Genomic DNA, 25,651 nt, shown 5'->3' with positions numbered 1-25,651 from the left:
AACGTATCACCAAAAGTATGGAGCCGTACAAGGATGTGACTAACCATCAGGAATTCCTTGGGTATGGCTATCCAACATCTGGCTCTCATGAGGTGGCTTAAGGTGTAACGTTTAAAATCAGCAAGGAGATACTCTAATGAGTGACGACATTTATCAAGAGATTGAAAATAATCCCCGCTTTAAGGAGTTAGTTAAGAAGCGGGGGCGTTTTGCCTGGCTGTTATCCATCATCATGTTAGTACTTTATGTTGGTTTTATTTTCCTTATTGCTTTTGCTCCTGAATGGCTTGGAACACAACTGCATGAAAATACCAGTATGACACGGGGAATTCCTGTAGGAGTTGGGATCATTTTCATATCTTTCATACTGACCGGTGTTTATGTAGTCAGGGCGAATGGTGAATTTGATCGGCTGACGTCAACTATTCTCAACGAGGTGAGAAAATGAGAAAAATCGCACTATTATTTTCCTCCCTCTTTCCTATCCTGGCTCAGGCAGATACCATTTCCGGTAATGTAGAAAAACAACCTTTGAATATTCAGGCAATTATCATGTTCCTGTTATTCGTCGGGTTAACTCTTGGTATTACTTATTGGGCTTCAAAGCGGACTATTTCACGTTCAGATTACTATACCGCTGGCGGACGTATTACTGGATTCCAGAATGGTATGGCGATAGCAGGCGACTATATGTCAGCCGCCTCATTTCTGGGAATTTCAGCGTTAGTTTATACCTCTGGCTATGATGGGCTGATCTATTCCATTGGCTTTCTTGTTGGCTGGCCAATTATTCTATTCCTCATTGCTGAAAGATTAAGAAATTTGGGGCGTTACACCTTTGCTGATGTTGCTTCTTATCGGCTGAAACAACGACCTATCCGTACCTTATCCGCAATGGGTTCGTTAGTTGTTGTTGCATTATATCTAATAGCTCAGATGGTCGGAGCTGGAAAACTGATCGAGTTACTGTTCGGATTGAATTATTACGTCGCTGTTGTCTTGGTCGGTATTTTGATGGTGCTTTATGTATTATTTGGCGGCATGCTGGCGACGACATGGGTCCAGATTATTAAAGCAGTTTTGTTGCTGGCAGGAGCAACATTCATGGCCCTGATGGTCATGAAAACGGTTAATTTCAATTTTCATACCCTGTTTCAAGAGGCCATTGCGGTACATCCTCTAGGACCAGCCATCATGAGCCCTGGAGGATTGGTATCTGATCCTATCTCTGCACTCTCTCTAGGATTGGCATTAATGTTCGGTACTGCGGGATTACCTCATATCGTCATGCGGTTTTTTACCGTCAGTGATGCTAAAGAAGCCCGTAAAAGCGTTTTCTATGCAACCGGCTTTATCGGCTATTTTTATATCCTGACATTTATTATCGGATTTGGTGCAATTCTACTCGTCAGCGCCAATCCTTCATTCAAAGATGCAACTGGCGCATTAATTGGTGGTACCAATATGGCTGCTGTCCATCTGGCAAATGCCGTTGGCGGTGATTTTTTCCTTGGTTTTATCTCCGCTGTTGCTTTTGCCACTATTTTAGCTGTAGTAGCAGGGTTAACATTGGCAGGCGCTTCCGCAGTATCTCATGACCTCTATGCCAATGTGATTAAACGGGGACAAGCTAATGAGCGAGATGAGCTAAAAGTTTCAAAAATTACTGTCGTTATTCTGGGATTAGTTGCTATTGGCTTGGGTATTTTGTTTGAAAAACAAAACATTGCCTTTATGGTCGGCTTGGCTTTTTCCATTGCTGCAAGTTGTAATTTCCCTATCATTTTATTGTCAATGTACTGGAGCAAGCTGACTACACGTGGAGCATTAGTTGGCGGGTGGCTGGGATTACTGACGGCAGTTGTATTAATGATCCTAGGTCCTACTATCTGGGTTAGTATTCTTGGCCATGAGAAACCAATTTATCCTTATGAATACCCAGCTCTGTTTTCTATGTTTATAGCATTTATCGGAGCTTGGTTATCTTCAATTACTGATACTTCCATACAAGGCATGCAGGAAAGGAAAATGTTTCGCAACCAGTTTATTCGTTCGCAAACGGGTATTGGTATCGAACAAGGAAAAGCACATTAGCTTTTGGTTATATTTATATTTTCCCAAACGCAAAAAAGCCATCCGGTGACGGATGGCTTCTCTGGCAAAATAGATGTCTGGCAGTTCCCTACTCTCGCATGGGGAGACCCCACACTACCATCGGCGCTACGGCGTTTCACTGCTGAGTTCGGCATGGGGTCAGGTGGGACCACCGCGCTCTTGCCGCCAGACAAATCCTGTTTTCAATCCCGAACAAGCTGCTTTCTCTCTGAAACTGTCTTCTCTCATGCCCAAAACACCTTCGGTGTTGTCAGGTTAAGCCGCACGGTTCATTAGTACTGGTTAGCTCAACGTCTCGCAACGCTTACACACCCAGCCTATCTACGTCCTCGTCTCGAACGTTCCTTCAGTGTCCTCAAGGGACAAGGGAAGACTCATCTTAAGGCAAGTTTCCCGCTTAGATGCTTTCAGCGGTTATCTCTTCCGCACTTAGCTACCGGGCAGTGCCATTGGCATGACAACCCGAACACCAGTGGTGCGTCCACTCCGGTCCTCTCGTACTAGGAGCAGCCCCTTGCAATCTTCCAACGCCCACGGCAGATAGGGACCGAACTGTCTCACGACGTTCTAAACCCAGCTCGCGTACCACTTTAAATGGCGAACAGCCATACCCTTGGGACCTACTTCAGCCCCAGGATGTGATGAGCCGACATCGAGGTGCCAAACACCGCCGTCGATATGAACTCTTGGGCGGTATCAGCCTGTTATCCCCGGAGTACCTTTTATCCGTTGAGCGATGGCCCTTCCATTCAGAACCACCGGATCACTAAGACCTACTTTCGTACCTGCTCGAGCCGTCACTCTCGCAGTCAAGCTAGCTTATGCCTTTGCACTAACCTCACGATGTCCGACCGTGATTAGCTAACCTTCGTGCTCCTCCGTTACGCTTTGGGAGGAGACCGCCCCAGTCAAACTACCCACCAGACACTGTCCGCAACCCGGTTCACGGGCCTACGTTAGAACATCAAACATTCAAGGGTGGTATTTCAAGGATGGCTCCATGCAGACTGGCGTCCACACTTCACAGCCTCCCACCTATCCTACACATCAAGGCTCAAGGTTCAGTGTCAAGCTATAGTAAAGGTTCACGGGGTCTTTCCGTCTTGCCGCGGGTACACTGCATCTTCACAGCGAGTTCAATTTCACTGAGTCTCGGGTGGAGACAGCCTGGCCATCATTACGCCATTCGTGCAGGTCGGAACTTACCCGACAAGGAATTTCGCTACCTTAGGACCGTTATAGTTACGGCCGCCGTTTACTGGGGCTTCGATCAAGAGCTTCGCCTTGCGGCTAACCCCATCAATTAACCTTCCAGCACCGGGCAGGCGTCACACCGTATACGTCCACTTTCGTGTTTGCACAGTGCTGTGTTTTTATTAAACAGTTGCAGCCAGCTGGTATCTGCGACTGGCCTCGGCTCCGGGCGCATGTCCCTTCACCTAACGCCAGCGTGCCTTCTCCCGAAGTTACGGCACCATTTTGCCTAGTTCCTTCACCCGAGTTCTCTCAAGCGCCTGAGTATTCTCTACCTGACCACCTGTGTCGGTTTGGGGTACGATTCAATGTGACCTGATGCTTAGAGGCTTTTCCTGGAAGTAGGGCATCTGTCACTTCAGCACCATAGTGCCTCGTCATCACGCCTCAGCCTTAAAGCACCCCGGATTTCCCTGGGATGCCAGCCTACACGCTTAAACCGGGACGACCGTCGCCCGGATGACATAGCCTTCTCCGTCCCCCCTTCGCAGCCACACCGAGTACGGGAATATTAACCCGTTTCCCATCGACTACGCCTTTCGGCCTCGCCTTAGGGGTCGACTCACCCTGCCCCGATTAACGTTGGACAGGAACCCTTGGTCTTCCGGCGAGCGGGTTTTTCACCCGCTTTATCGTTACTTATGTCAGCATTCGCACTTCTGATACCTCCAGCAAACCTCACAGTTCACCTTCTCCGGCTTACAGAACGCTCCCCTACCCAACAACACCTAAATGTCGCTGCCGCAGCTTCGGTGCATGGTTTAGCCCCGTTACATCTTCCGCGCAGGCCGACTCGACCAGTGAGCTATTACGCTTTCTTTAAATGATGGCTGCTTCTAAGCCAACATCCTGGCTGTCTGAGCCTTCCCACTTCGTTTCCCACTTAACCATGACTTTGGGACCTTAGCTGGCGGTCTGGGTTGTTTCCCTCTTCACGACGGACGTTAGCACCCGCCGTGTGTCTCCCGTGATAACATTCTTCGGTATTCGCAGTTTGCATCGGGTTGGTAAGTCGGGATGACCCCCTAGCCGAAACAGTGCTCTACCCCCGAAGATGAATTCACGAGGCGCTACCTAAATAGCTTTCGGGGAGAACCAGCTATCTCCCGGTTTGATTGGCCTTTCACCCCCAGCCACAAGTCATCCGCTAATTTTTCAACATTAGTCGGTTCGGTCCTCCAGTTAGTGTTACCCAACCTTCAACCTGCCCATGGCTAGATCACCGGGTTTCGGGTCTATACCCTGCAACTTAACGCCCAGTTAAGACTCGGTTTCCCTGCGGCTCCCCTATTCGGTTAACCTTGCTACAGAATATAAGTCGCTGACCCATTATACAAAAGGTACGCAGTCACCCTGATAAATCAAGGCTCCCACTGCTTGTACGTACACGGTTTCAGGTTCTCTTTCACTCCCCTCGCCGGGGTTCTTTTCGCCTTTCCCTCACGGTACTGGTTCACTATCGGTCAGTCAGGAGTATTTAGCCTTGGAGGATGGTCCCCCCATGTTCAGACAGGATACCACGTGTCCCGCCCTACTCGTTGAGCTCACAATAGGCATGTCTTCGGATACGGGGCTTTCACCCTTTACTGCCGGCCTTTCCAGACCGTTCTCCTGACACGCCTATCGCTGATGGCTCTGGGCTCCTCCCCGTTCGCTCGCCGCTACTGGGGGAATCTCGGTTGATTTCTTTTCCTCGGGGTACTGAGATGTTTCAGTTCCCCCGGTTCGCCTCCTTACCCTATGAATTCAGGCAAGGATAGTGCAACGGATTGCACTGGGTTTCCCCATTCGGACATCGCCGGCTGATAGCGCTTCATATCAGCTCACCGGCGCTTTTCGCAGATTAGCACGTCCTTCATCGCCTCTGACTGCCTAGGCATCCACCGTGTACGCTTAGTCGCTTAACCTCACAACCCGAAGGTGTCTTCGGACTGGAGTTTTTGAGAGACTCATCAATGTTATCGTTCAACAACATCGATTGTTTCAAATTTTCAGCTTGTTCCAGATTGTTAAAGAGCAACGATTGCTAAACCGGCTCACCAGCCCGCTTAGCAATCATTTTAGGCACCGTCTTTCACCCGATACCGGAGCAAAGTGGCGTCCCCTAGGGGATTCGAACCCCTGTTACCGCCGTGAAAGGGCGGTGTCCTAGGCCTCTAGACGAAGGGGACTTCAAGTCTTCTTCGCAGACGCTTGCTCATACTGCATTTCATCAGACAATCTGTGTGAACACTCACATTTCACCATCGTTGGTTAAGGAGGTGATCCAACCGCAGGTTCCCCTACGGTTACCTTGTTACGACTTCACCCCAGTCATGAATCACAAAGTGGTCAGCGCCCTCCAAAAGGTTAAGCTACCGACTTCTTTTGCAACCCACTCCCATGGTGTGACGGGCGGTGTGTACAAGGCCCGGGAACGTATTCACCGTAGCATTCTGATCTACGATTACTAGCGATTCCGACTTCATGGAGTCGAGTTGCAGACTCCAATCCGGACTACGACAGACTTTATGAGGTCCGCTTGCTCTCGCGAGGTCGCTTCTCTTTGTATCCGCCATTGTAGCACGTGTGTAGCCCTACTCGTAAGGGCCATGATGACTTGACGTCATCCCCACCTTCCTCCGGTTTATCACCGGCAGTCTCCCTTGAGTTCCCACCATAACGTGCTGGCAACAAAGGATAAGGGTTGCGCTCGTTGCGGGACTTAACCCAACATTTCACAACACGAGCTGACGACAGCCATGCAGCACCTGTCTCACGGTTCCCGAAGGCACTTCCGCATCTCTGCAGAATTCCGTGGATGTCAAGAGTAGGTAAGGTTCTTCGCGTTGCATCGAATTAAACCACATGCTCCACCGCTTGTGCGGGCCCCCGTCAATTCATTTGAGTTTTAATCTTGCGACCGTACTCCCCAGGCGGTCGATTTAACGCGTTAGCTCCGGAAGCCACAGCTCAAGGCCACAACCTCCAAATCGACATCGTTTACAGCGTGGACTACCAGGGTATCTAATCCTGTTTGCTCCCCACGCTTTCGCACCTGAGCGTCAGTCTTCGTCCAGGGGGCCGCCTTCGCCACCGGTATTCCTCCACATCTCTACGCATTTCACCGCTACACGTGGAATTCTACCCCCCTCTACGAGACTCTAGCCAACCAGTCTTAGATGCCATTCCCAGGTTAAGCCCGGGGATTTCACATCTAACTTAATTGACCGCCTGCGTGCGCTTTACGCCCAGTAATTCCGATTAACGCTTGCACCCTCCGTATTACCGCGGCTGCTGGCACGGAGTTAGCCGGTGCTTCTTCTGCGGGTAACGTCAATCGCAAGGTGTATTCAACCTTGCGCCTTCCTCCCCGCTGAAAGTACTTTACAACCCGAAGGCCTTCTTCATACACGCGGCATGGCTGCATCAGGCTTGCGCCCATTGTGCAATATTCCCCACTGCTGCCTCCCGTAGGAGTCTGGGCCGTGTCTCAGTCCCAGTGTGGCTGGTCATCCTCTCAGACCAGCTAGGGATCGTCGCCTAGGTGAGCCTTTACCCCACCTACTAGCTAATCCCATCTGGGTTCATCCGATGGCGTGAGGCCCGAAGGTCCCCCACTTTGCTCCAAAGAGGTTATGCGGTATTAGCCACCGTTTCCAGTGGTTATCCCCCTCCATCGGGCAGATCCCCAGACATTACTCACCCGTCCGCCGCTCGCCGGCAGGAAAGCAAGCTTTCCCCCGCTGCCGCTCGACTTGCATGTGTTAGGCCTGCCGCCAGCGTTCAATCTGAGCCATGATCAAACTCTTCAATTAAAAGTTTGATGCTCAAAGAATCTTACTGTTAGTTCGTAATGAATTAACTGTCAGTCACTCTTCAAGACTTTAATCTTTTTTTGCCTTTCGGCTGAGATAGTGTCTTGCGAGTGCCCACACAGATTGTCTGATTAATTTGTTAAAGAGCGTTGGCAACCGGCCGTTTCTGCCGGGTTGCGAGGCTGCGTATCTTACGCTTTTCGCCTCCAGAGTCAAGCGATTATTTTCGCTTTTCTCTGCGGCCGTCGTGGCTTGTTTCAGCACATCGCCGGTCAGTGGTGGCGCATTATAGGGAGTTTTCTGGGGCTGGCAATAGTTTTTTTTGGTTTTTTTTCTGTTCGTGGTTTTTTTCAACAAATCCGACAATATTGTGCTTTTTTCACCCTAACATTGCTGATTTAGCCAACAGTTATTGAATTGATGTTTCACATAATCATTATTGGTACGATTGACTACCGCAACATTCAACCAGTTTTAACAGCACTCATTGATTCATTAGTAGCCAAAAAATAGTTTTAGTTTAATGTATTAAGATATTATGTAATCACTAATTATCATTAAAAAAGAAACGGGATATCTAATGGTCAAATCCGCACGCAATATGTCGGGATTGCCTTGGATTGCGGCTATTGCTTTTTTTATGCAGTCTTTGGATGCCACAATTCTTAACACCGCACTACCGGAGATTGCAAAAAGTCTTCATCATTCTCCATTGGCAATGCAGTCCGCTATTGTCAGTTATACCTTAACTGTAGCAATGCTAATTCCCGTAAGCGGTTGGCTCGCTGATAGATTTGGTACTCGTACAGTATTTATTTATGCTGTTTCTTTCTTTTCTTTAGGTTCACTTGCTTGTGCACTATCACACAGTCTTTCTTTCTTAGTGATATCCCGAATTATTCAAGGTATAGGTGGGGCTATGATGATGCCAGTCGCTCGTCTGGCTTTACTCAGAACATATCCACGTAGCGAACTGTTACCTATTTTGAATTTTGTCACCATGCCTGGGTTATTGGGCCCTATTTTGGGTCCGATGTTTGGTGGATTATTAGTAACCTATGCAACATGGCATTGGATCTTCATCATCAATATTCCTATTGGTTTATTGGGTATCGTTTACGCCAGAAAGAATATGCCCAATTTAACTATGCCCAAATGCCCTTTCGATTTTCTGGGGTTCACATTGTTTAGCACGGGCTTAGTCATGATTTCAGTCAGCTTTGATTTATTTGGGGATCATTCATTCTCTGGCTATCTCCCTTTTGCTTTATTTTCTAGTGGCGCCATGATGCTATTAGGGTATATATTTCATGCGAAAAGATACTCAAATCCCCTCATTAATCTCCAGTTGTTTCAAACACGCACATTTTCAGTTGGCATTGCCAGTAATATTGCTACTCGGCTAAGTACTGGCTCGCTTTCATTTATTATTCCTTTGATGCTGCAAGTAGGATTTGGATTTTCAGCGGTGATTGCTGGCATAATGATGGCACCGAATGCTATTGGTTCAATTTTAGCCAAATCTTTTGTGACCAATGTATTGACTCGCTTTGGATATCGAAACACTCTCATTTGGGTCACGATTATTATTGGTCTAATGATTTCACAATTTTCGCTACAAACTCCAGAACTCCCCATCGTACTTTTGATAATCCCTCTTTTTATATTGGGAATGGTAATGTCCACACAGTTCACAGCAATGAATACAATCACCTTAGGTGATCTGGATGATAACAATGCAAGTGCCGGTAACAGCCTGCTGGCAGTCACTCAGCAGTTATCCATTAGCTTTGGGGTGACCGTCAGTGCGGCAATCCTGAGGTTTTATGAGTCAATGGAATATGGCTCAACCATAAGCCATTTCCACTATACTTTGATGACGATAGGAGTGATTACCTTGATTTCTTCTACTGTTTTTCTATTGCTGCATAAAGAAGACGGTAATAACTTAATTAAGAAGAAAGAAACCCGTTAACAGCGGACTACAGAATTTCGTTCGAGTAATTTAGGCGTCAAAATCAATTTCCCCTGCTCGCTTTCTGGCTTGTTCATTCGATAAAGCAGGCTATCAATCGCCATTTTCCCCAATTCATCTTTTGGTTTGTTTGATTTTCAAGCTACCTGCCAAGGCAGACAACACATAACTAAATCTATAAGTAATTATATTAACTATATTTTTACGTCTTCACTGACATAACAGTTGCCACTAATCATATGAGAAACAGTTGATGTTGAGATGCAGATGCCGCCAGACCGAACAACGTCCTTCATGGTTAGTCACGGTTAATCCTGTTCAGATAGGAATGCATCAATTTCATTTCTCCACGGAACCGCAGGCTGCGCCCCCTGACGTGTTACTGCAATTGCAGCCGCAGCATGAGCAAAACGGATCGCCGACAATAGCTCTTTTCCTTCCAGCAGTCCCGTTACCAAGGCACCATTAAAGGTATCCCCCGCAGCAATTGTGTCGATTGCTTTTACTTTGAATCCGGGAATAATTTTACCTTCTTTACCTTTTTCACTCAGCCATACTCCTCGGCTACCCAATGTGATAATGATCGTTTCTATGCCTTTATCATGTAAGGCCTGAGCTGCTTTTTCCGCTCCAGCAGCATCTTTTACAGCAATACCAGTTAAATATTCTGCTTCTGTTTCATTCGGTGTAATGATATCTACCAGAGAAAGCAATTGATCCGAAATTTTCTGTGCTGGTGCTGGATTCAAGATCACTTTAACATGATGTTTCTTGGCCGTTTCAGCCGCAAGTTGCACGGTTTCCAGTGGAGTTTCAAGCTGCAATAATAATGCATCAGCATCTTTGACTATTTGGTTATGACGAAGGAAATAATCAGGGGTAAGCCTGCTATTCGCCCCGGCATTAATGCCAATAACATTTTCTCCCTGCCGATTGACAAAAATCAGGGCAACGCCCGTTGTTTCTCCTTCAATAACCTCAATTGAGGAAGTATTGATTTTATCTTTCACCAACTGCTGGCAAACACGTGTGCCAATGTCATCTTGGCCAACGCAAGCAATAAATGTAATGTCAGCACCACAACGACCAGCAGCAACTGCCTGATTTGCTCCTTTTCCTCCAAAAGCAACCTTATACTGTTCTCCTCTCACTGTTTCCCCTGGTTGGGGAAAAGAATTGAGATTCAATATGTGATCTACATTGATGCTACCCATCACCACCAGCTTTGCCATACTCATTACATTTATTCCTGTTCAGTTATGCCTGCCCAGTAACAACGCCGCCATTTGTCTCGATAGCTGCATCGCCATGCTAATTTTTGATCACTAATTCCAATCCAACCGGAATAGTGGCACTTAATTGACCGCTCTGTACTGCCTTAATGCCATCATCTGTACCATCGAATCCAACAACTAGCACATCTTTTTTATTGAAGAAGTTAAGCTGAATCGATTTTTTAAAATATGCTATTAAAGCCCAATAAATTATCACCAAAATCTTTGCATAGCGTGAATTTTATCTATAAATAAAGGGAGGTAACTATTCAAGCCAGGGTGTAAATAATATGCAATTGGTCGAGAAAATATCTCTACTCAGTCAGTATCTAGAAAACGGTCTATATGAAAGACAACAAGCCATTCGCCTGTGCCTATTAGCCGCCTTATGTGGAGAGAGCGTTTTTCTTCTTGGGCCTCCAGGAATAGCTAAAAGTCTTATTGCACGTCGGATTAAATTTGTATTTCAAAATGCACGCGCTTTTGAATATCTGATGACCCGTTTTTCCACCCCAGAAGAGATCTTCGGCCCCCTTTCCATTCAAGCACTCAAAGATGAAGGGCGTTACCAGCGCCTTACCGAAGGTTATTTACCCGAAGCTGAAATCGTTTTTCTGGATGAAATTTGGAAAGCAGGCCCCGCCATTTTGAATACGTTACTTACCGCGATTAATGAAAAAAAATTCAGAAATGGCAACCAAGAAGAACAATTACCGATGCGTTTACTGGTTACAGCGTCCAATGAACTCCCAGACAGTGATAATGGTCTGGAAGCACTCTACGATCGCATGTTGATCCGACTCTGGTTAGACAAGATCCAGGAAAAGAAAAACTTTCGCGCCTTACTGACTGACCGAAATAATGAAAATGACAATCCTGTACCTATCCATATCCAAATCACTGATAACGAGTTTCATCAATGGCAAAACAAAATTAACCATATATTCGTACCAGATCATATCTTTGAGCTGATTTATCAATTACGCCAACAAGTCAATGCAATAGAGAATACGGCTGATGTCTCAGATCGCCGTTGGAAAAAATCCATCCGTTTATTACAAGCCAGTGCCTTTTTCAGTGGGAGAAATGAAATATCTCCGCTAGATATAGTGCTATTAAAAGATTGCCTATGGCATGATTTGAACACCTTAAAACTTTTCTCCCAGTCCTTACATGCTTTATTAACAGAACAGGCTTATCTGCAACGTTCTCTTATGCAAAAAATGGAGAAGTTATACCAGCAGTGGGTACAGTCCAGCCAAGACGAAAATGAACATCATCCCCTGCAATTAGTCGCCAAATCCTCTCTGTTTAGCCGCAAGACACTTTATTCACTGCCCGAAAATATGACAGATGAAAAACTCACTCTGTTTTTACATCCTTCATTACACATGCATGATATTGAAGTCAATTTTATCGAAATAGATAAAAAATCACTGGAAAACACCCTAAAAAATAATACTGGAAAGCTTCCTGCTTGCTTAAATGGCATTGGTTTCCCGCAAACCATCACAGCAGAAATCAACGAAAAGAATCAGCTTACCGTACTGGATATTAGCCGTAATAGCGCAGTCCTCTGCCTATCTACTCCCTCAAAAAACACTCATACAGAATGGCATGAAAAGCTGACACCTATCAGCAATGAAATTCAACAACAACGCTATCTGTTTAATCAGCATCAACCCTGTTTATTTATCGAAAAATATTGGCTTGCCAGCATTGAACAGAGTTTCCTGCAATTAACCGAAAAACAGAAACAATTAAGATCAAAAATAGGGAAGTAATATCGTGTGGATCTTCTGTAAGGGAGCGATTTATACAGAGTATTAAATATCGTCTCCCTTAAGATAAAGTCATGCATCAAGCAAGCACAAACAGTTCTCTTAATGCTTGCGTATCCAGATTACCTATCCATTGCTCTCCACTACCCACCACCATATCCGATAGCTCACGTTTGCGCTGGATCATTTCGTTAATGCGTTCTTCAAAAGTGGCACTGGTAATAAAACGGTGCACCTGCACATTACGCTGTTGACCAATGCGATACGCGCGGTCAGTGGCCTGCGACTCTACCGCAGGATTCCACCATAAATCGAAGTGAATCACGTTTGAAGCAGCAGTGAGGTTAAGACCTGTCCCTCCGGCCTTGAGGGATAACAGAAACACCCGCTCAGTGCGGTCGGTCTGAAATTTCTCCACCATTTCGTCACGTTTGGAGCGAGGTAGACCACCATGCAGGAACATCGGGGACTGCCCGTAGCGCTGCTGCAACCAGTGAGCCAGTAATTCCCCCATCTCACGGAACTGAGTAAAAATGAGCGTCTTTTCGTGGCTGGCATATATATCGTCGAGCAAATCGAACAAGCGTTCGAGTTTGCCGGAAGCCACAGCATCACTGGCAGGTTGTTTCAGGTACAGATCGGGATGATTGCAGATCTGTTTTAACGCCAAAATCATTTGTAATACTAACCCCTGACGTTTGAACTGATCTTCTTCAGCTTCAAGGGTCAGCAAACCTTCACGCACTACTGATTCGTACAATGCGGTTTGTGTTGCCGTTAATGTGCAGTATTGATCACTCTCAACCTTGTCGGGCAGATCGCTTATCACGTTGCGATCGGACTTAAGGCGGCGCAGAAGAAAGGGAGCTGTGATGCGTTGAAAGCGTTCCGCTACCTGCCGATCACGGTTGATCTGGATCGGCATAGTGTAATCTTTCTCGAAACGCTTAAGTGTGCCCAGATAACCGCGATTGGCGAAATCCATTAAGCTCCAGTACTCAGACAGACGGTTTTCGACAGGCGTTCCACTCATGGCGATATAGCCGGCAGCAGGAATGGATTTGATCGCTTTGGTTTGCGCGGCCGATGGGTTCTTGATGTTTTGCGCTTCATCCACCACCAGCACCCGCCAAGGCATCGCCTTGAGCGTGTTCACCGCACTACGAACAATACCGTAGGTAGTCAGCAAGACGTCTGGTCGTTCACAGGTCAATTCACGTTTACTGCCATGAAATATGCCGATGCTGATCGTTGGTGCAAAGCGGGCTATTTCCTTCTGCCAATTGGTCAGCAAACTGGTGGGAACCACTATCAGTGCCTTAGACTGCGCTAAGGCACCATCCTGCTTAAGCTTGAGCAGAGTAGTGATCACTTGCAACGTTTTTCCAAGCCCCATATCATCAGCAATAACACTGCCAAATCCTACTTGTAAATTGCGCAACATCCAAGCGTAACCGCGTTGTTGATATGGACGCAAGGTAGCGTTAAGGTCACACGGTAAGGGCACTTCACCTAATTCCCTCAACTCGTTCAGTAGTTGCAACGTGTTGTCATCGAGCTTGATTGGTGCACCATCAAATTCGCCAGCCAATGCAGTGCGCAGCAGTTCATTACCCGATAATTTAGAGGGGCGATCCAATTGGGCTTGCAAACTCGCAATTTCTTCCGGGTCGAGGTAAACATATTCTCCTTTGAAACGCACCACGCCTGTTGCGCCTTGAACCAATTGCTCGAACTCGGCACGTGTCAGATAATGTTCACCCAGAGCTACCCGCCAATCGAAAGTCAGGATCTCATCAACTCTCAATTGATTGCTTCTCAGCCCCTGAGCCTGACTGGATACATTCATCGACAACCGAGGACGTAACAGTCGCTCCAGCGCTTTGGGTAGCAAAGTACGAATACCAAGCAATTGAATGGCTGGTAGTATGTTGAACAATAGCTCAGGCAGTTGTTCAGACGTCAGAACAATAGGAAAACGTGCTCCCTGTCTCAAGTAATCATCAAGGGGTGGGAAAAATTCAGTCAGCAAAATAACCGTCTGCAAAATGCCGAAACGCGCCTGACTCCATTTTTGCTCAGTCAGCACGTGGAGCAACGGAACAGGGGGAGTCAACAAGGCTGATTTGGGCTGAATAGCCAACCCCACTTCGAAATCGCCGAATTCCCCCTCATCCAAGCTCAGCACGGGGAAATAGTCCCGTTCGGCCAGATGATAGCGTGCAAGCCAAGTCTGTAAGGAAGGGCCGATAGAACTCTCCTCCGAGCCCTTAAAATTTTTCGGTTCACCACTGAATAACAGGGACAAGATTTTATTGCCAAGCGGTTTCTCTCTGACATACTCCGACCCCACTTGCAGGTAGTAACCGAGAAATACCGCACATAGCGCACAAGCCTGCATCATCGGTGAAATGGTCTGGTTCCGACTTAACACGGCCAATTGCGACGGCAAGCCTCTTGCCAGAAGCTGCATCTGTTCAGCAACTCGGTTATCGAGCATAGCTGGTAACCAACGCACCCCCAGAACACCCGGCTCCACAGAAAATACCTGTGGCACCACCGCGCCGTGAGCTAACAGATGCAAAGATATCATGCGCAGGTGAAACAGTGCAGCCACCTCTGGTTGCCTGTCCGGCAAGTCTGCTGGCGTGAGTTGTGCCAGCGCGGTATCCAGCTCTTCAATAGTATGCAGGCCGTTGACACCACTGATAATGGCATCTCCCTCCCGATTCAGCGTGATACGGGGGCGGTGGGGCGCCAACAAAGTGACTATAGGCATATCCATTAGAATTTTGCCATCCAACACCTTGCGAGCAAACTTAGCCACCCGCGCCAGTACTCTCTGCATCACTTTGCGCAGATCGCCGTCAGGGAAAAAAACAGTCTGCGTTGGCAGTACCGCCAATAGTGGCTCAGACAGCGATGGCAAGTCATCATAGGCCAACGCCTCTAGTGCCATCGGATCAGGCAAAGTAGCCTCTTCCGACGCTCCAACTTCAATTAACAGAGTCGACAAGCTCGGCACATTGACCACCACTTCGCGCTCAATATTAATTCCTCGTTCTTTTAGCTGCTGAATCAGATCCACACCACGCAGGGAGAACACCAGAAAAGGATTACTGTCGATTTGACGACTGATCACGTAAATCGTTGCCGCCAAGTGCTTACAAGGTACTGCCCAGTCGGGGCAGGAACATCTCATCGCTAAATCTTTCCACTGGGATGGAAAGATGGCAATACCTAAGCGTTTAGCCTGCTCTAACACTGAAGGATCTAATTCTCGATTGAGCAGACGGGCAATCACACCAGGATCATCCACTAACACGTCAAGCAATTGATCAACTTGCTTCTGGGTCAATGAAGGAACTTGAATTAAGACTTGGTAAGGTAATGGACGAGAACCCAATACCTCAGCCTGCAAAGTACCTCTCTTCAATGTCAGATTCTTGACCACACCTTTATTGGCATAAGTTCGCCCGCGTGGCAATCGGTTGTCATAATCTATATTAGTGAGAGCATTTAGCCACTGTTTACCCCACCAGGTATTGCCATAAGCCATAATATTTACCAAAGAAGATAGAAGATATAGACTGAATTTTACGAGGATTAGCAACAAAACGCATGGCTATTTCTGTAACATTGGCACATGTTCCACAGTGGGAAACTAATCAGACTTCAGGACAGGATGAGGAAACTGAGATCAAAAATGGGATAGTTTCATGTTAACACTAGCTACACTCGATCTCTTACTTTCTATCAACGAAAGCGAACTGATCGAAGAGATCATTTCAGCACTGTTAGGTACCCCTCAGTTAGTTATTTTCTTTGGAAAGTTTCCAAGGCTTAAGAATGCATTACTAAAAGATCTCCCCTCATGGCAACAAATATTACAGCAGAGAATAAAACAGACGATTATTCCTTCTCCATTGGCCGAAGAGTTTCAGTTATACCAACACATACAATCAATTGACACGACTGATTTCTATCAACAGTTACCTAATATCGTAGAGAAACTTCAACAACTCGAATCTCCCTTTGCCAAAGAAGCCGATACACTGCTCAAAGCATTCTCTGAATACACCTCTTCAGGACAAATATTGTTTATTCAACGCTGGCGTCTTAGCCTGATCCTGCAAGCGACATCTTTTAACAAGGCACTGTTAGAACAAGAAAAAGAGCAACGACTCGCTGAGATCCAAAAGCAATTACTCCTAAGCAGTAACCTTGATCCCATATTTGATCACAATGATCACGCGGCAGGTAGATTATGGGATATGTGCAAAGGACAACTTCACCTGACTAAGCAAAATGTACAATTATTTACTCTCTATGCTGACTTTCTCAAACAGCAACCTGATCTGGAAAAACTGGCACAATTACTCGGCCGCAGTCAGGCAGCGAAATCAATTCCTAAAGAAAGTCCAGTTCTTGAACCCTTCACGCGATTTGAAAGAATACCAGATACGATACCTGAGCAAATTAGTGGGATTAGACAAAGTGATGACATCTTAAGGTTATTACCCACCGAGCTGGCTATGCTGGATATTGAAGAGTTGGAATACGAATTTTATCGGCGACTGGTGGAGAAAAAATTACTGTCCTATCGCTTACAAGGGGACGGCTGGCAAACAAAAACCACACTCAAACCCGTTACACATCACCATAATAAAAAACAGCTTCGGGGGCCCTTTATTGTTTGTGTCGACACATCAGGATCAATGGGGGGGTTTAATGAACAGTGTGCAAAAGCATTTTGTCTGGCTTTGATGCGTATCGCGCTAGCGGATAATCGTCACTGTCATATCATGCTGTTTTCAACACAACTCGTCCACTATGACTTAACATCACCGAATGGACTGACTCAGGCCATGCATTTTCTGGGGCAAACATTTAAGGGTGGAACTGATCTGGCATCTTGTTTAAATGCAACCGTAGAAAAAATGAAAGAAAAGATTTGGGAAGATGCTGATGCTGTTGTTATTTCAGATTTCATTGCCCAACGCTTGCCAGGCTCCCTAATCCATCAGATAAAAAATCTGCAACAGCATCAACAACACCGCTTCCATGCGGTCTCCCTTTCCCATTATGGAAAACCCGGTATTATGCAGATATTCGATTATATCTGGCGTTTTGATACCGGGCTTGTAAGCCGTTTACGCCGAAAGTGGCGAAATTAAAACTTAGAGTACACCTTCAACTGATTCAATGATTTCAGGCGACCAGACACCGCACTGAACCTGACCGATATGTGACATTTGCAGCATCAGCATCACTAAACGAGATTGTCCTATGCCACCACCGATAGATTGCGGCATATCCCCTTTGAGCAACGCCTGATGCCAATCATATTGCAGACGATCTTCATCACCCGTCAGTGAAAGCTGACGTTCCAGAGCCTCTGCATCAACCCGGATACCCATTGAAGAAATTTCAAAAGCATCCTGTAAAACTGGGTTCCAGACAATAATGTCACCGTTTAGACCAAAGAAACCGTCACTGTTTGGTGTCGTCCAGTCGTCATAATCCGGTGCACGTACATCATGTGCCTGATCATCAGACAACTTACCACCAATGCCCATCAAGAAAATTGCACCAAACTCTTTGGCAGCCTCACGCTCACGACCTTTAGCATCCAGATCAGGGTAACGTTTCAGAAGCTCTTCACTGTGGATAAAGTGAATTTGATCTGGCAGGAACGGTGCCAGACCAAATTCCTTACTTACCGCTTGTTGTGTTTCTTTTATCGCTTCGTAGATTTTACCTACTGTCTGTTTTAAATAGTCGAGTGAACGCTGACCTTCACCCATCACTTTCTCCCAATCCCACTGATCAACAAAAACAGAGTGGATAGGTGTCAGGCGATCTTCATCAGGACGCAGAGCTTTCATGTGAGTATACAACCCTTGTCCAGCTTGAAAACCAAAGCGACCTAATGTCTTACGTTTCCACTTCGCCAGAGAATGAACAACTTCAAAAGTAGCGTTCGGCAACGTTTTCACCTTCACCTGAACCGCTTTTTCATGACCCGATAAGTTGTCCTGAGTACCATCACCAAGACGACTTAAGATAGGTCCTTGAACTTCGATCAAACCAAGTTGTTTCTCTAGCAGACGGGAAAAGTATGATTTCACAAAACTAATCTGCTGTTGCTTTTCAATAAAGGATGTTTTCATGATGCAGCTCTCAAAATTTTTAGTGGCCCTGTGTCCTGTTGATATAGATTAAGCAACAAAATGAGGTACAAATTCAATATCTGATAATAAAAATATTGCATAAGGTTTATAAATGATAATTTATACACTATAAAAATGAATATTATTCAAAAATAGGGGTTAAAAATGGCAGAAATTTATCAGATCGATAATTTAGACCGTGACATACTTCACGCTTTAATGGAAAACGCACGTACACCTTATGCAGAATTAGCCAAAAAATTCGCAGTAAGCCCAGGAACAATCCATGTTCGCGTAGAAAAAATGAAACAATCAGGGATCATTACGGGGACTCGGGTGGATATCAGCGCCAAGCAACTGGGGTTCGATGTGTGCTGCTTTATCGGTATCATATTGAAAAGCGCCAAAGACTATCCGGCAGCATTGAAGAAACTCGATATGCTGGATGAAGTCGTTGAAGTTTATTACACCACTGGACACTACAGCATTTTCATTAAAGTCATGTGTCGATCCATAGAAGCCCTTCAGGACGTACTTATCAACAAGATCCAGACTATCGACGAAATCCAGTCAACAGAAACCTTGATCTCCCTGCAAAACCCGATAATGAGGACAATCAAACCTTAAAACAAAAAACCGGTTAACCACATTATCCACAGGTAGATCCCTATAGATTCACAACGTACAATAGTTGTTCTTTAATTTAGCAAGGATCATGATGAGTACAATAACCTTGATCAGTGGCAGCACAATGGGTAGCGCCGAATATGTTGCAGAACATATAGCTGAGATCTTAGAAAATAACGGCTTTTCAACAGAGATGCTTCATGGCCCCTCATTGGAAGATCTTCCACTTGAAGGATTATGGCTTGTGGTTACGTCAACGCATGGTGCTGGGGACTTACCTGATAATCTCCAGCCTCTGGCAGATGAGATCACACAGCAGCAACCGGATCTCAGCAATATCACATTTGGTGCAGTCGGTATCGGCAGTTCCGAATATGACACATTCTGTGGTGCGATAAGATCACTGGAGCGCTTATTGGAAGATCACGGAGCAAAACGGATCGGAGATCGATTGGAAATCGACATTCTGCAACACGAAATTCCCGAAGATCCAGCCGAAGAATGGGTTAAAGAGTGGTCAAAGTTACTCTGATCTGATTAAAAATATAACGAACAACTGTGGATAACTTATCTGAAAAGCAGGGGTTAACCCGTAGTTATCCATTTAATAACCGAGTTACAATCGAATGGCTGTGAATAACTAGGCTTTTTGATCCCAGCTTATACTGAGTTGGATCACGGATCATTCACAGCAAATGATCCTTTACAGCATCATGATCTTTATATGGAAAATCCACTTATCCACAGATGATCGCGATCCTAATAAAAGATCTAATAAAGAGATCTTTAAATAAAAAGATCTTATTTTAAATAACGATGATCTCTCACCTCTTGGTCTAAGGTCCAAACTTGAGTAGAATTCTCTCTCCAATGCATATGAAGCATTCTCACAATTGAAGGTTCGCACATGTTTTATCCAGAGCACTTTGACGTCATCATTATCGGCGGGGGTCATGCCGGTACTGAAGCGGCGATGGCCTCCGCACGTATGGGGCGTCAAACCTTACTACTGACTCACAATATTGATACTTTGGGCCAGATGTCATGTAATCCAGCCATTGGTGGGATCGGTAAAGGGCATCTGGTAAAAGAGATCGATGCACTTGGTGGCTTAATGGCAAAAGCCACGGATCAAGCCGGTATTCAGTTTAGAACACTCAATGCCAGCAAAGGCCCGGCTGTTCGGGCTACACGAGCACAAGCGGATCGAGTACTTTACCGACAAGCTGTAAGGACGGCATTGGAAAATCAGCCTAATTTAATGATCTTCCAGCAACCCGTTGAAGATCTCATCGTTGAAAACGACACTGTTACCGGTGTTGTTACGCGTATGGGATTAAAATTCAAAGCAAAATCTGTAGTTCTGACTGTAGGAACTTTCCTTGATGGAAAAATTCACATCGGATTGGAAAACTACAGTGGCGGACGAGCCGGAGATCCTCCTGCGATCTCATTATCTCACCGTTTACGTGAACTACCTTTGCGTGTAGCTCGCCTGAAAACAGGAACACCGCCTCGCATTGATGCACGAACTATTGATTTTAGTCAGCTAGAACAGCAACTGGGCGATAACCCAACACCTGTATTTTCATTCATGGGTAATGTCGATCAACATCCAAGGCAGATCCCGTGCTATATCACACATACCAATGAAAAAACCCATGAAGTGATCCGCAATAACTTGGATCGCAGTCCAATGTACGCTGGGATCATCGAAGGGATCGGCCCTCGTTATTGTCCTTCCATCGAAGACAAAGTCATGCGTTTTGCGGATCGTAACGCTCACCAGATCTTCTTAGAACCCGAAGGGCTGACCAGTAACGAAATCTATCCAAACGGTATTTCGACCAGTTTGCCATTTGACGTTCAGATGCAAATTGTTCATTCCATGAAAGGCATGGAGAATGCCCGTATTATTCGTCCTGGTTATGCGATCGAATATGACTTCTTCGATCCACGTGATTTAAAACAAACACTGGAAAGTAAATTTATTCATGGTCTGTTTTTTGCTGGCCAGATCAATGGCACCACCGGATATGAAGAGGCAGCCGCACAAGGGTTACTGGCTGGTCTCAACGCTGCCCGTTATGCTAACGGTGAAGAAGGTTGGTTCCCACGCCGTGATCAGGCTTATATTGGCGTATTAGTCGATGATCTATGCACACTCGGAACTAAAGAGCCTTACCGGATGTTCACTTCCCGTGCTGAATATCGTTTGATGCTGCGTGAAGACAATGCGGATCTTCGTCTGACCGAACAAGGCCGCAAACTAGGCTTGGTTGATGATCTTCGTTGGGAACATTATTGCCGCAAATTTGAAATGATCGAACAGGAACGGCAGCGCTTGCGCAATATTTGGGTACACCCTCACTCTGATAACTTAGAGGATATCAACCAGCTCCTGAAAACACCGTTATCAAAAGAAGCCAATGGTGAAGATTTGCTGCGCCGCCCTGAAATGAATTATGAATTACTGAAGTCATTACCCCGTTTTGCCCCTGGATTGACTGAGCCTCAAGCCGCGGATCAGGTTGAAATTCAAGTGAAGTACGAAGGCTACATTGCCCGTCAACAAGAAGAGATCGAAAAACAATTACGTAATGAGAATACTGCACTGCCTGTTGATTTGGATTATCAACAAGTGAGCGGGCTTTCCAATGAAGTTATTGCAAAACTAAATGATCATAAACCAAGTTCAATTGGTCAGGCTTCACGTATTTCAGGTATCACTCCGGCAGCCATTTCTATTTTGCTGGTATGGCTGAAAAAACAAGGTTTACTGCGTCGTAGCGCCTAAGGGAAAGGAACAGATTTTGCTTAACAAATTGGAAGCACTGCTGGCGAAAACTGACATTGAGTTATCGCTGACACAGAAACAACAGCTTGTTGCCTATGTTGACATGCTGAATAAATGGAACAAGGCTTATAACCTGACATCTGTGCGTGATCCGGTACAGATGCTAATTCGGCACATCATGGATAGCATCATTGTTAATCCATTCCTGCATGGAACACGATTTATTGATGTGGGAACAGGGCCTGGCTTGCCAGGCATTCCTCTGGCAATTGTACGCCCTGATTCTCACTTCACTTTATTGGATAGTTTGGGAAAACGGGTTCGTTTTTTGCGTCAGGTTCAACATGAATTAGGCTTGAACAATATTGAACCGGTGCAAAACCGTGTTGAAGAATTTGTTCCTGAGCCTCCCTTTGATGGGGTAATTAGTCGTGCGTTTGCTTCGTTGCAAGACATGTTGTCATGGTGCAGTCATCTTCCCAAACCACGTGAAGGCCGTTTTTATGCCTTAAAAGGTGTATTGCCGGAAAATGAATTGTCTCAATTGCCAACAGGGATTGTACTCGACACCGTCATTTCTCTCCAAGTCGCAGAGTTAGATGAACAGCGTCATCTGGTAATACTTAAGTCAAACTAACTTTGCTATTTATCAAAAAAAATCTAAATAATAAGTAACGTCAATTACATTTAAAATGTAACGGGCGTTACTCGTTATTCTCTTCTATGGATTCAACTTTATTTACTGATGATTCACAGAAAACCAACGTTACTTTTATATTGATATAATTTCTCTTTTTAAAGATTTCTATCGGTTTTCTTTATAAAAAAATTTTAGAGAAAGTGAGTAAAATAATCATTTAACCTTTTTTATCGATATAGCAGATAAAACTTCATAGGTGTAATATTAATAGGTTGATTTCTGTTGAAAAAAATAAAAGATTTTTATCACATACCTAATGATAAATATAATTAATGGTTTTTGTTTAATGTGATGTATATCACGTTTAATTTAAAGACAATACCATTAGTCATTGCAGAATATTAAATGGTATTTGTGAGCGATCTAGCACCAAAGTTAGAAATTTAAATAATTATTCACTTTTTCGCTACTTATGGATTGAATTCATTTTGGCTGCCCGTATAATTTGCACGTTTTTGTCACTTGACACTCTTAAGCAAAGCCAGTTTTATACAACATTCAGCAAAGCCTGATATGTGATGGTGTACCACAGGGAGAAAACAAAAGTCATGTCTGTATCCCTTTACAGCGGTAGAATGGCACTGAAACTGTTATTTTTGCAGTTAATGACTTTTGTTATTCTCAGTGTAGCTTTTTGTACCAAAAGTATAGAGTGGGGCGCTTCTGCTTTTGCTGGTGGGCTAGCATGTTGGTTACCGAATACCATTTTTATGTTGCTTAGCCGCTTCCAAAAAGTAAAAGAAGAAGGGGTTCCAGTACGGATTGCATGGTTTTTCGCGATTAGCGAAGGGGTTAAGGTTATCATTACGATAACCGTGCTGATAGTCGCTTTAGGGGTGTTCAAGGCGGCATTTGCACCACTTGGTGTGGCCTATTTAGCGGTGCTGATTGTGCAGATCATCGCACCTGCCGTAATGAACGGTTAGCGTTTTTAACAACAAAAGGGTAAAAAGCATCATGTCTGCATCAGGAGAAGTTTCAACTTCGGAGTACATAAGTCATCACCTGAAGCACCTTCAGTTGGACTTACGTACCTTTGAGTTGGTCAATCCCCACGCTAGTGGTTATGAGGCGACGTTCTGGACGTTGAATATCGATTCGCTTTTTTTCTCCATCGTATTAGGGATGTTGTTTCTATTTGTGTTCAGAAGAGTCGCGGTTCGCGCTACTGATGGTGTTCCGGGCAAATTTCAGACTGCAATAGAAATGGTAATCGGCTTCGTTGATAACACTGTTCGTGATATGTATCACGGTAAGAGCAAAGTGATAGCTCCTCTGGCTTTGACTGTGTTCGTCTGGGTGTTACTCATGAACGCATTGGACTTGCTGCCAATCGATTTTATTCCTTTAATCGGTGAACACTTCTTCGGCTTACCTGCTCTGCGTATTGTTCCAACCGCAGATGTCAGTGTCACTTTGTCGATGGCTCTCGGTGTCTTTGTCCTCATTCTGTTCTACAGCATTAAGATGAAAGGAATTCGTGGTTTTGCGAAGGAGCTGACATTGCAGCCTTTCAATCATCCACTCTTTATTCCAATTAACTTAATCTTGGAAGGGGTCAGTTTGCTGTCTAAACCTATATCACTCGGTCTGCGACTGTTTGGTAATATGTATGCGGGCGAATTGATCTTTATTCTTATTGCGGCTCTTCTACCGTGGGGAGCACAGTGGTTACTCAGCCTGCCTTGGGCGATTTTCCACATACTGATTATTACGTTACAAGCCTTTATTTTCATGGTTCTGACGATTGTTTATCTATCGATGGCATCTGAAGAGCATTAATTTTTATCAATCAATAATTGTGTTTTAACTTGAAACAAACTGGAGACTGTCATGGATATAAACATGGATCTGCTGTACATAGCTGCCGCTATTCTGATGGGTTTGGCGGCTATTGGTGCTGCGATCGGTATCGGCATCCTCGGGGGTAAATTCCTGGAAGGCGCTGCTCGCCAACCTGATCTGATTCCTCTGCTGCGTACGCAGTTCTTTATCGTCATGGGTCTGGTTGACGCCATCCCGATGATTGCTGTGGGCTTGGGCTTGTTTATGATGTTCGCTGTTGGCGGTTAATAAAATAGCAGAACTTAAAATTACGCCAATTCATTAATTGAAATAGAGGTATTGTGTCGTGAATATTAACGCAACAATCCTCGGCCAGGCCTTAGCGTTTGTCCTGTTTGTTTTGTTCTGCATGAAGTATGTATGGCCACCAATTATGGCGGCCATTGAAAAACGTCAGAAAGAGATTGCTGACGGTTTGGCTTCAGCAGAGCGTGCCAAAAAGAACCTGGACTTAGCGCAAGCCAATGCGACCGACCAACTGAAAAAAGCGAAAGCTGATGCACAAGTTATCATTGAGCAGGCTAATAAACAAAAAGCCCAAATTATTGATGATGCTAAAGCAGAAGCAGAGCTTGAACGTAACAGAATTGTAGCGCAAGCTCATGCTGAAATTGAAGCTGAATGCAAGCGCGCTCGTGAAGAGTTACGTAAACAGGTTGCGATACTGGCGATCGCAGGTGCCGAGAAAATCATCGAACGTTCCGTGGATGAAGCTGCTAACAGCGACATCGTTGATAAACTGGTCGCTGAACTGTAAGGAGGGAGGGGCATGTCTGAATTTGCTACGGTAGCTCGCCCCTACGCCAAAGCAGCTTTTGACTTTGCTGTAGAACATCAATCTCTCGAACACTGGCAGAACATGCTGGCGTTCATTGCTGAGGTGACTCGCAATGAGCAGGTTGGTGAGCTGCTTTCCGGTTCATTGGCACCGGAAACGTTAGCCAAAACCTTCATCACCCTTTGTGGTGAGCAGGTTGATGAGCATGCTCAGAACTTTATTCGTGTAATGGCAGAAAATGGTCGCTTGCTGGTACTGCCAGAAGTCTTCCTGCAATTTATCCAATTGCGTGCGTCACTTGAGTCGACTATCGATGTTGAAGTGATTTCTGCGTCCGAACTGAATGAGCAGCAGCAGGCTAAAATTTCTGCGGCGATGGAAAAACGTCTGTCACGCAAAGTGAAGCTGAATTGCAAAATTGACAAGTCTGTTATTGCCGGTGTGGTTATCCGTGCAGGTGACATGGTGATCGATGGCAGTATTCGTGGCCGTCTGGATCGTTTAACAGACGTCTTGCAGTCTTAAGGGGACTGGA

17 protein-coding genes, 1 tRNA gene and 3 rRNA genes are annotated in these 25,651 nt (G+C 45.3%); 14 read left to right on the top strand and 7 right to left on the bottom strand.

Annotation, left to right across the window (positions count from 1 at the left end; translation table 11 throughout):
• Positions 1 to 136 precede the first annotated feature (136 nt).
• Both Xish_RS08260 and actP read left to right on the top strand, forming a co-directional pair.
• Entirely contained in the window at positions 137 to 448 is a 312-nt protein-coding gene (locus Xish_RS08260) for a DUF485 domain-containing protein (protein WP_099117453.1), read from the top strand.
• Positions 445 to 2,094, top strand: a complete 1,650-nt coding sequence (gene actP, locus Xish_RS08255) for a cation/acetate symporter ActP (RefSeq protein WP_099117452.1) — start codon at positions 445 to 447, stop codon at positions 2,092 to 2,094. Before Xish_RS08260 ends, actP begins: the two co-directional genes overlap by 4 nt.
• Positions 2,095 to 2,169: 75 nt before the next feature.
• Here the strand turns inward: actP and rrf are convergent.
• The 4 genes from rrf to Xish_RS08235 form a co-directional block, all read right to left on the bottom strand.
• Positions 2,170 to 2,285 (bottom strand): 5S ribosomal RNA (gene rrf, locus Xish_RS08250).
• A gap of 81 nt (positions 2,286 to 2,366) precedes the next feature.
• Positions 2,367 to 5,276 (bottom strand): 23S ribosomal RNA (locus Xish_RS08245).
• Positions 5,277 to 5,464: 188 nt separating this feature from the next.
• A tRNA-Glu gene (locus tag Xish_RS08240) sits at positions 5,465 to 5,540 on the bottom strand.
• A gap of 83 nt (positions 5,541 to 5,623) precedes the next feature.
• A 16S ribosomal RNA gene (locus Xish_RS08235) occupies positions 5,624 to 7,166 on the bottom strand.
• The 16S, 23S and 5S rRNA genes sit together here with 1 tRNA gene alongside, the layout of an rRNA operon.
• 580 nt (positions 7,167 to 7,746) lie before the next feature.
• Between Xish_RS08235 and mdtD the strand changes: the two genes are divergently transcribed.
• Positions 7,747 to 9,141, top strand: coding sequence for a multidrug transporter subunit MdtD (gene mdtD / locus Xish_RS08225; RefSeq protein WP_099117450.1), 1,395 nt, complete (start codon positions 7,747 to 7,749; stop codon positions 9,139 to 9,141).
• Between the two features lie 308 nt (positions 9,142 to 9,449).
• Here mdtD and rbsK read toward each other — a convergent pair whose 3' ends face one another.
• Complete coding sequence (gene rbsK, locus Xish_RS08215) at positions 9,450 to 10,379, bottom strand: ribokinase (protein WP_099117449.1); 930 nt, start codon at positions 10,377 to 10,379, stop codon at positions 9,450 to 9,452.
• Between the two features lie 326 nt (positions 10,380 to 10,705).
• Between rbsK and ravA the strand changes: the two genes are divergently transcribed.
• Positions 10,706 to 12,199 (top strand): ATPase RavA, encoded by a 1,494-nt coding sequence (ravA, locus tag Xish_RS08205; RefSeq protein ID WP_099117447.1) that lies wholly within the window; start codon positions 10,706 to 10,708, stop codon positions 12,197 to 12,199.
• A 76-nt stretch (positions 12,200 to 12,275) separates the two neighbouring features.
• Here ravA and Xish_RS08200 read toward each other — a convergent pair whose 3' ends face one another.
• On the bottom strand, positions 12,276 to 15,755 hold the full coding sequence (locus tag Xish_RS08200) for a DEAD/DEAH box helicase (RefSeq protein ID WP_099117446.1): 3,480 nt from the start codon (positions 15,753 to 15,755) through the stop codon (positions 12,276 to 12,278).
• 160 nt (positions 15,756 to 15,915) lie between these two features.
• On the opposite strand from Xish_RS08200, the gene viaA reads away from it, so the two are divergent.
• The gene (gene viaA, locus Xish_RS08195) at positions 15,916 to 17,373 is read left to right on the top strand and encodes an ATPase RavA stimulator ViaA (protein WP_099117445.1); all 1,458 of its coding nucleotides are present in this window, start codon (positions 15,916 to 15,918) and stop codon (positions 17,371 to 17,373) included.
• Between the two features lie 3 nt (positions 17,374 to 17,376).
• On the opposite strand, the gene asnA is transcribed toward viaA, so the two are convergent.
• Entirely contained in the window at positions 17,377 to 18,369 is a 993-nt protein-coding gene (gene asnA, locus Xish_RS08190; RefSeq protein ID WP_099117444.1) for an aspartate--ammonia ligase, read from the bottom strand.
• A 165-nt stretch (positions 18,370 to 18,534) separates the two neighbouring features.
• On the opposite strand from asnA, the gene asnC reads away from it, so the two are divergent.
• From asnC to atpH, 9 genes are all read left to right on the top strand, one after another.
• Positions 18,535 to 18,996, top strand: coding sequence for a transcriptional regulator AsnC (gene asnC / locus Xish_RS08185; RefSeq protein WP_074018962.1), 462 nt, complete (start codon positions 18,535 to 18,537; stop codon positions 18,994 to 18,996).
• Positions 18,997 to 19,087: 91 nt separating this feature from the next.
• Positions 19,088 to 19,528, top strand: coding sequence for an FMN-binding protein MioC (gene mioC, locus Xish_RS08180; protein WP_099117443.1), 441 nt, complete (start codon positions 19,088 to 19,090; stop codon positions 19,526 to 19,528).
• A gap of 375 nt (positions 19,529 to 19,903) precedes the next feature.
• Positions 19,904 to 21,793, top strand: coding sequence for a tRNA uridine-5-carboxymethylaminomethyl(34) synthesis enzyme MnmG (gene mnmG, locus Xish_RS08175; RefSeq protein ID WP_099117442.1), 1,890 nt, complete (start codon positions 19,904 to 19,906; stop codon positions 21,791 to 21,793).
• Positions 21,794 to 21,809: 16 nt separating this feature from the next.
• Positions 21,810 to 22,430 (top strand): 16S rRNA (guanine(527)-N(7))-methyltransferase RsmG, encoded by a 621-nt coding sequence (rsmG, locus tag Xish_RS08170; RefSeq protein WP_099117441.1) that lies wholly within the window; start codon positions 21,810 to 21,812, stop codon positions 22,428 to 22,430.
• 611 nt (positions 22,431 to 23,041) lie between these two features.
• The gene (atpI, locus tag Xish_RS08165; RefSeq protein WP_074024336.1) at positions 23,042 to 23,419 is read left to right on the top strand and encodes a F0F1 ATP synthase subunit I; all 378 of its coding nucleotides are present in this window, start codon (positions 23,042 to 23,044) and stop codon (positions 23,417 to 23,419) included.
• A gap of 31 nt (positions 23,420 to 23,450) precedes the next feature.
• A complete protein-coding gene (gene atpB, locus Xish_RS08160) occupies positions 23,451 to 24,275 on the top strand; it encodes a F0F1 ATP synthase subunit A (protein WP_047770879.1) in 825 nt (274 codons plus the stop codon).
• A 51-nt stretch (positions 24,276 to 24,326) separates the two neighbouring features.
• On the top strand, positions 24,327 to 24,566 hold the full coding sequence (gene atpE, locus Xish_RS08155) for a F0F1 ATP synthase subunit C (protein ID WP_045967711.1): 240 nt from the start codon (positions 24,327 to 24,329) through the stop codon (positions 24,564 to 24,566).
• Positions 24,567 to 24,624: 58 nt separating this feature from the next.
• Positions 24,625 to 25,095 carry a F0F1 ATP synthase subunit B gene (gene atpF / locus Xish_RS08150; RefSeq protein ID WP_099117440.1) on the top strand — a complete coding sequence of 157 codons (471 nt, stop codon included), beginning with the start codon at positions 24,625 to 24,627 and terminating at the stop codon, positions 25,093 to 25,095.
• Between the two features lie 12 nt (positions 25,096 to 25,107).
• Positions 25,108 to 25,641 (top strand): F0F1 ATP synthase subunit delta, encoded by a 534-nt coding sequence (gene atpH, locus Xish_RS08145; protein ID WP_099117439.1) that lies wholly within the window; start codon positions 25,108 to 25,110, stop codon positions 25,639 to 25,641.
• Positions 25,642 to 25,651: the final 10 nt, after the last annotated feature.

Source organism: Xenorhabdus ishibashii (assembly GCF_002632755.1).
In the GTDB taxonomy this organism is placed as follows: domain Bacteria; phylum Pseudomonadota; class Gammaproteobacteria; order Enterobacterales; family Enterobacteriaceae; genus Xenorhabdus; species Xenorhabdus ishibashii.
This window is presented reverse-complemented; position numbering and strand designations above follow the sequence as displayed.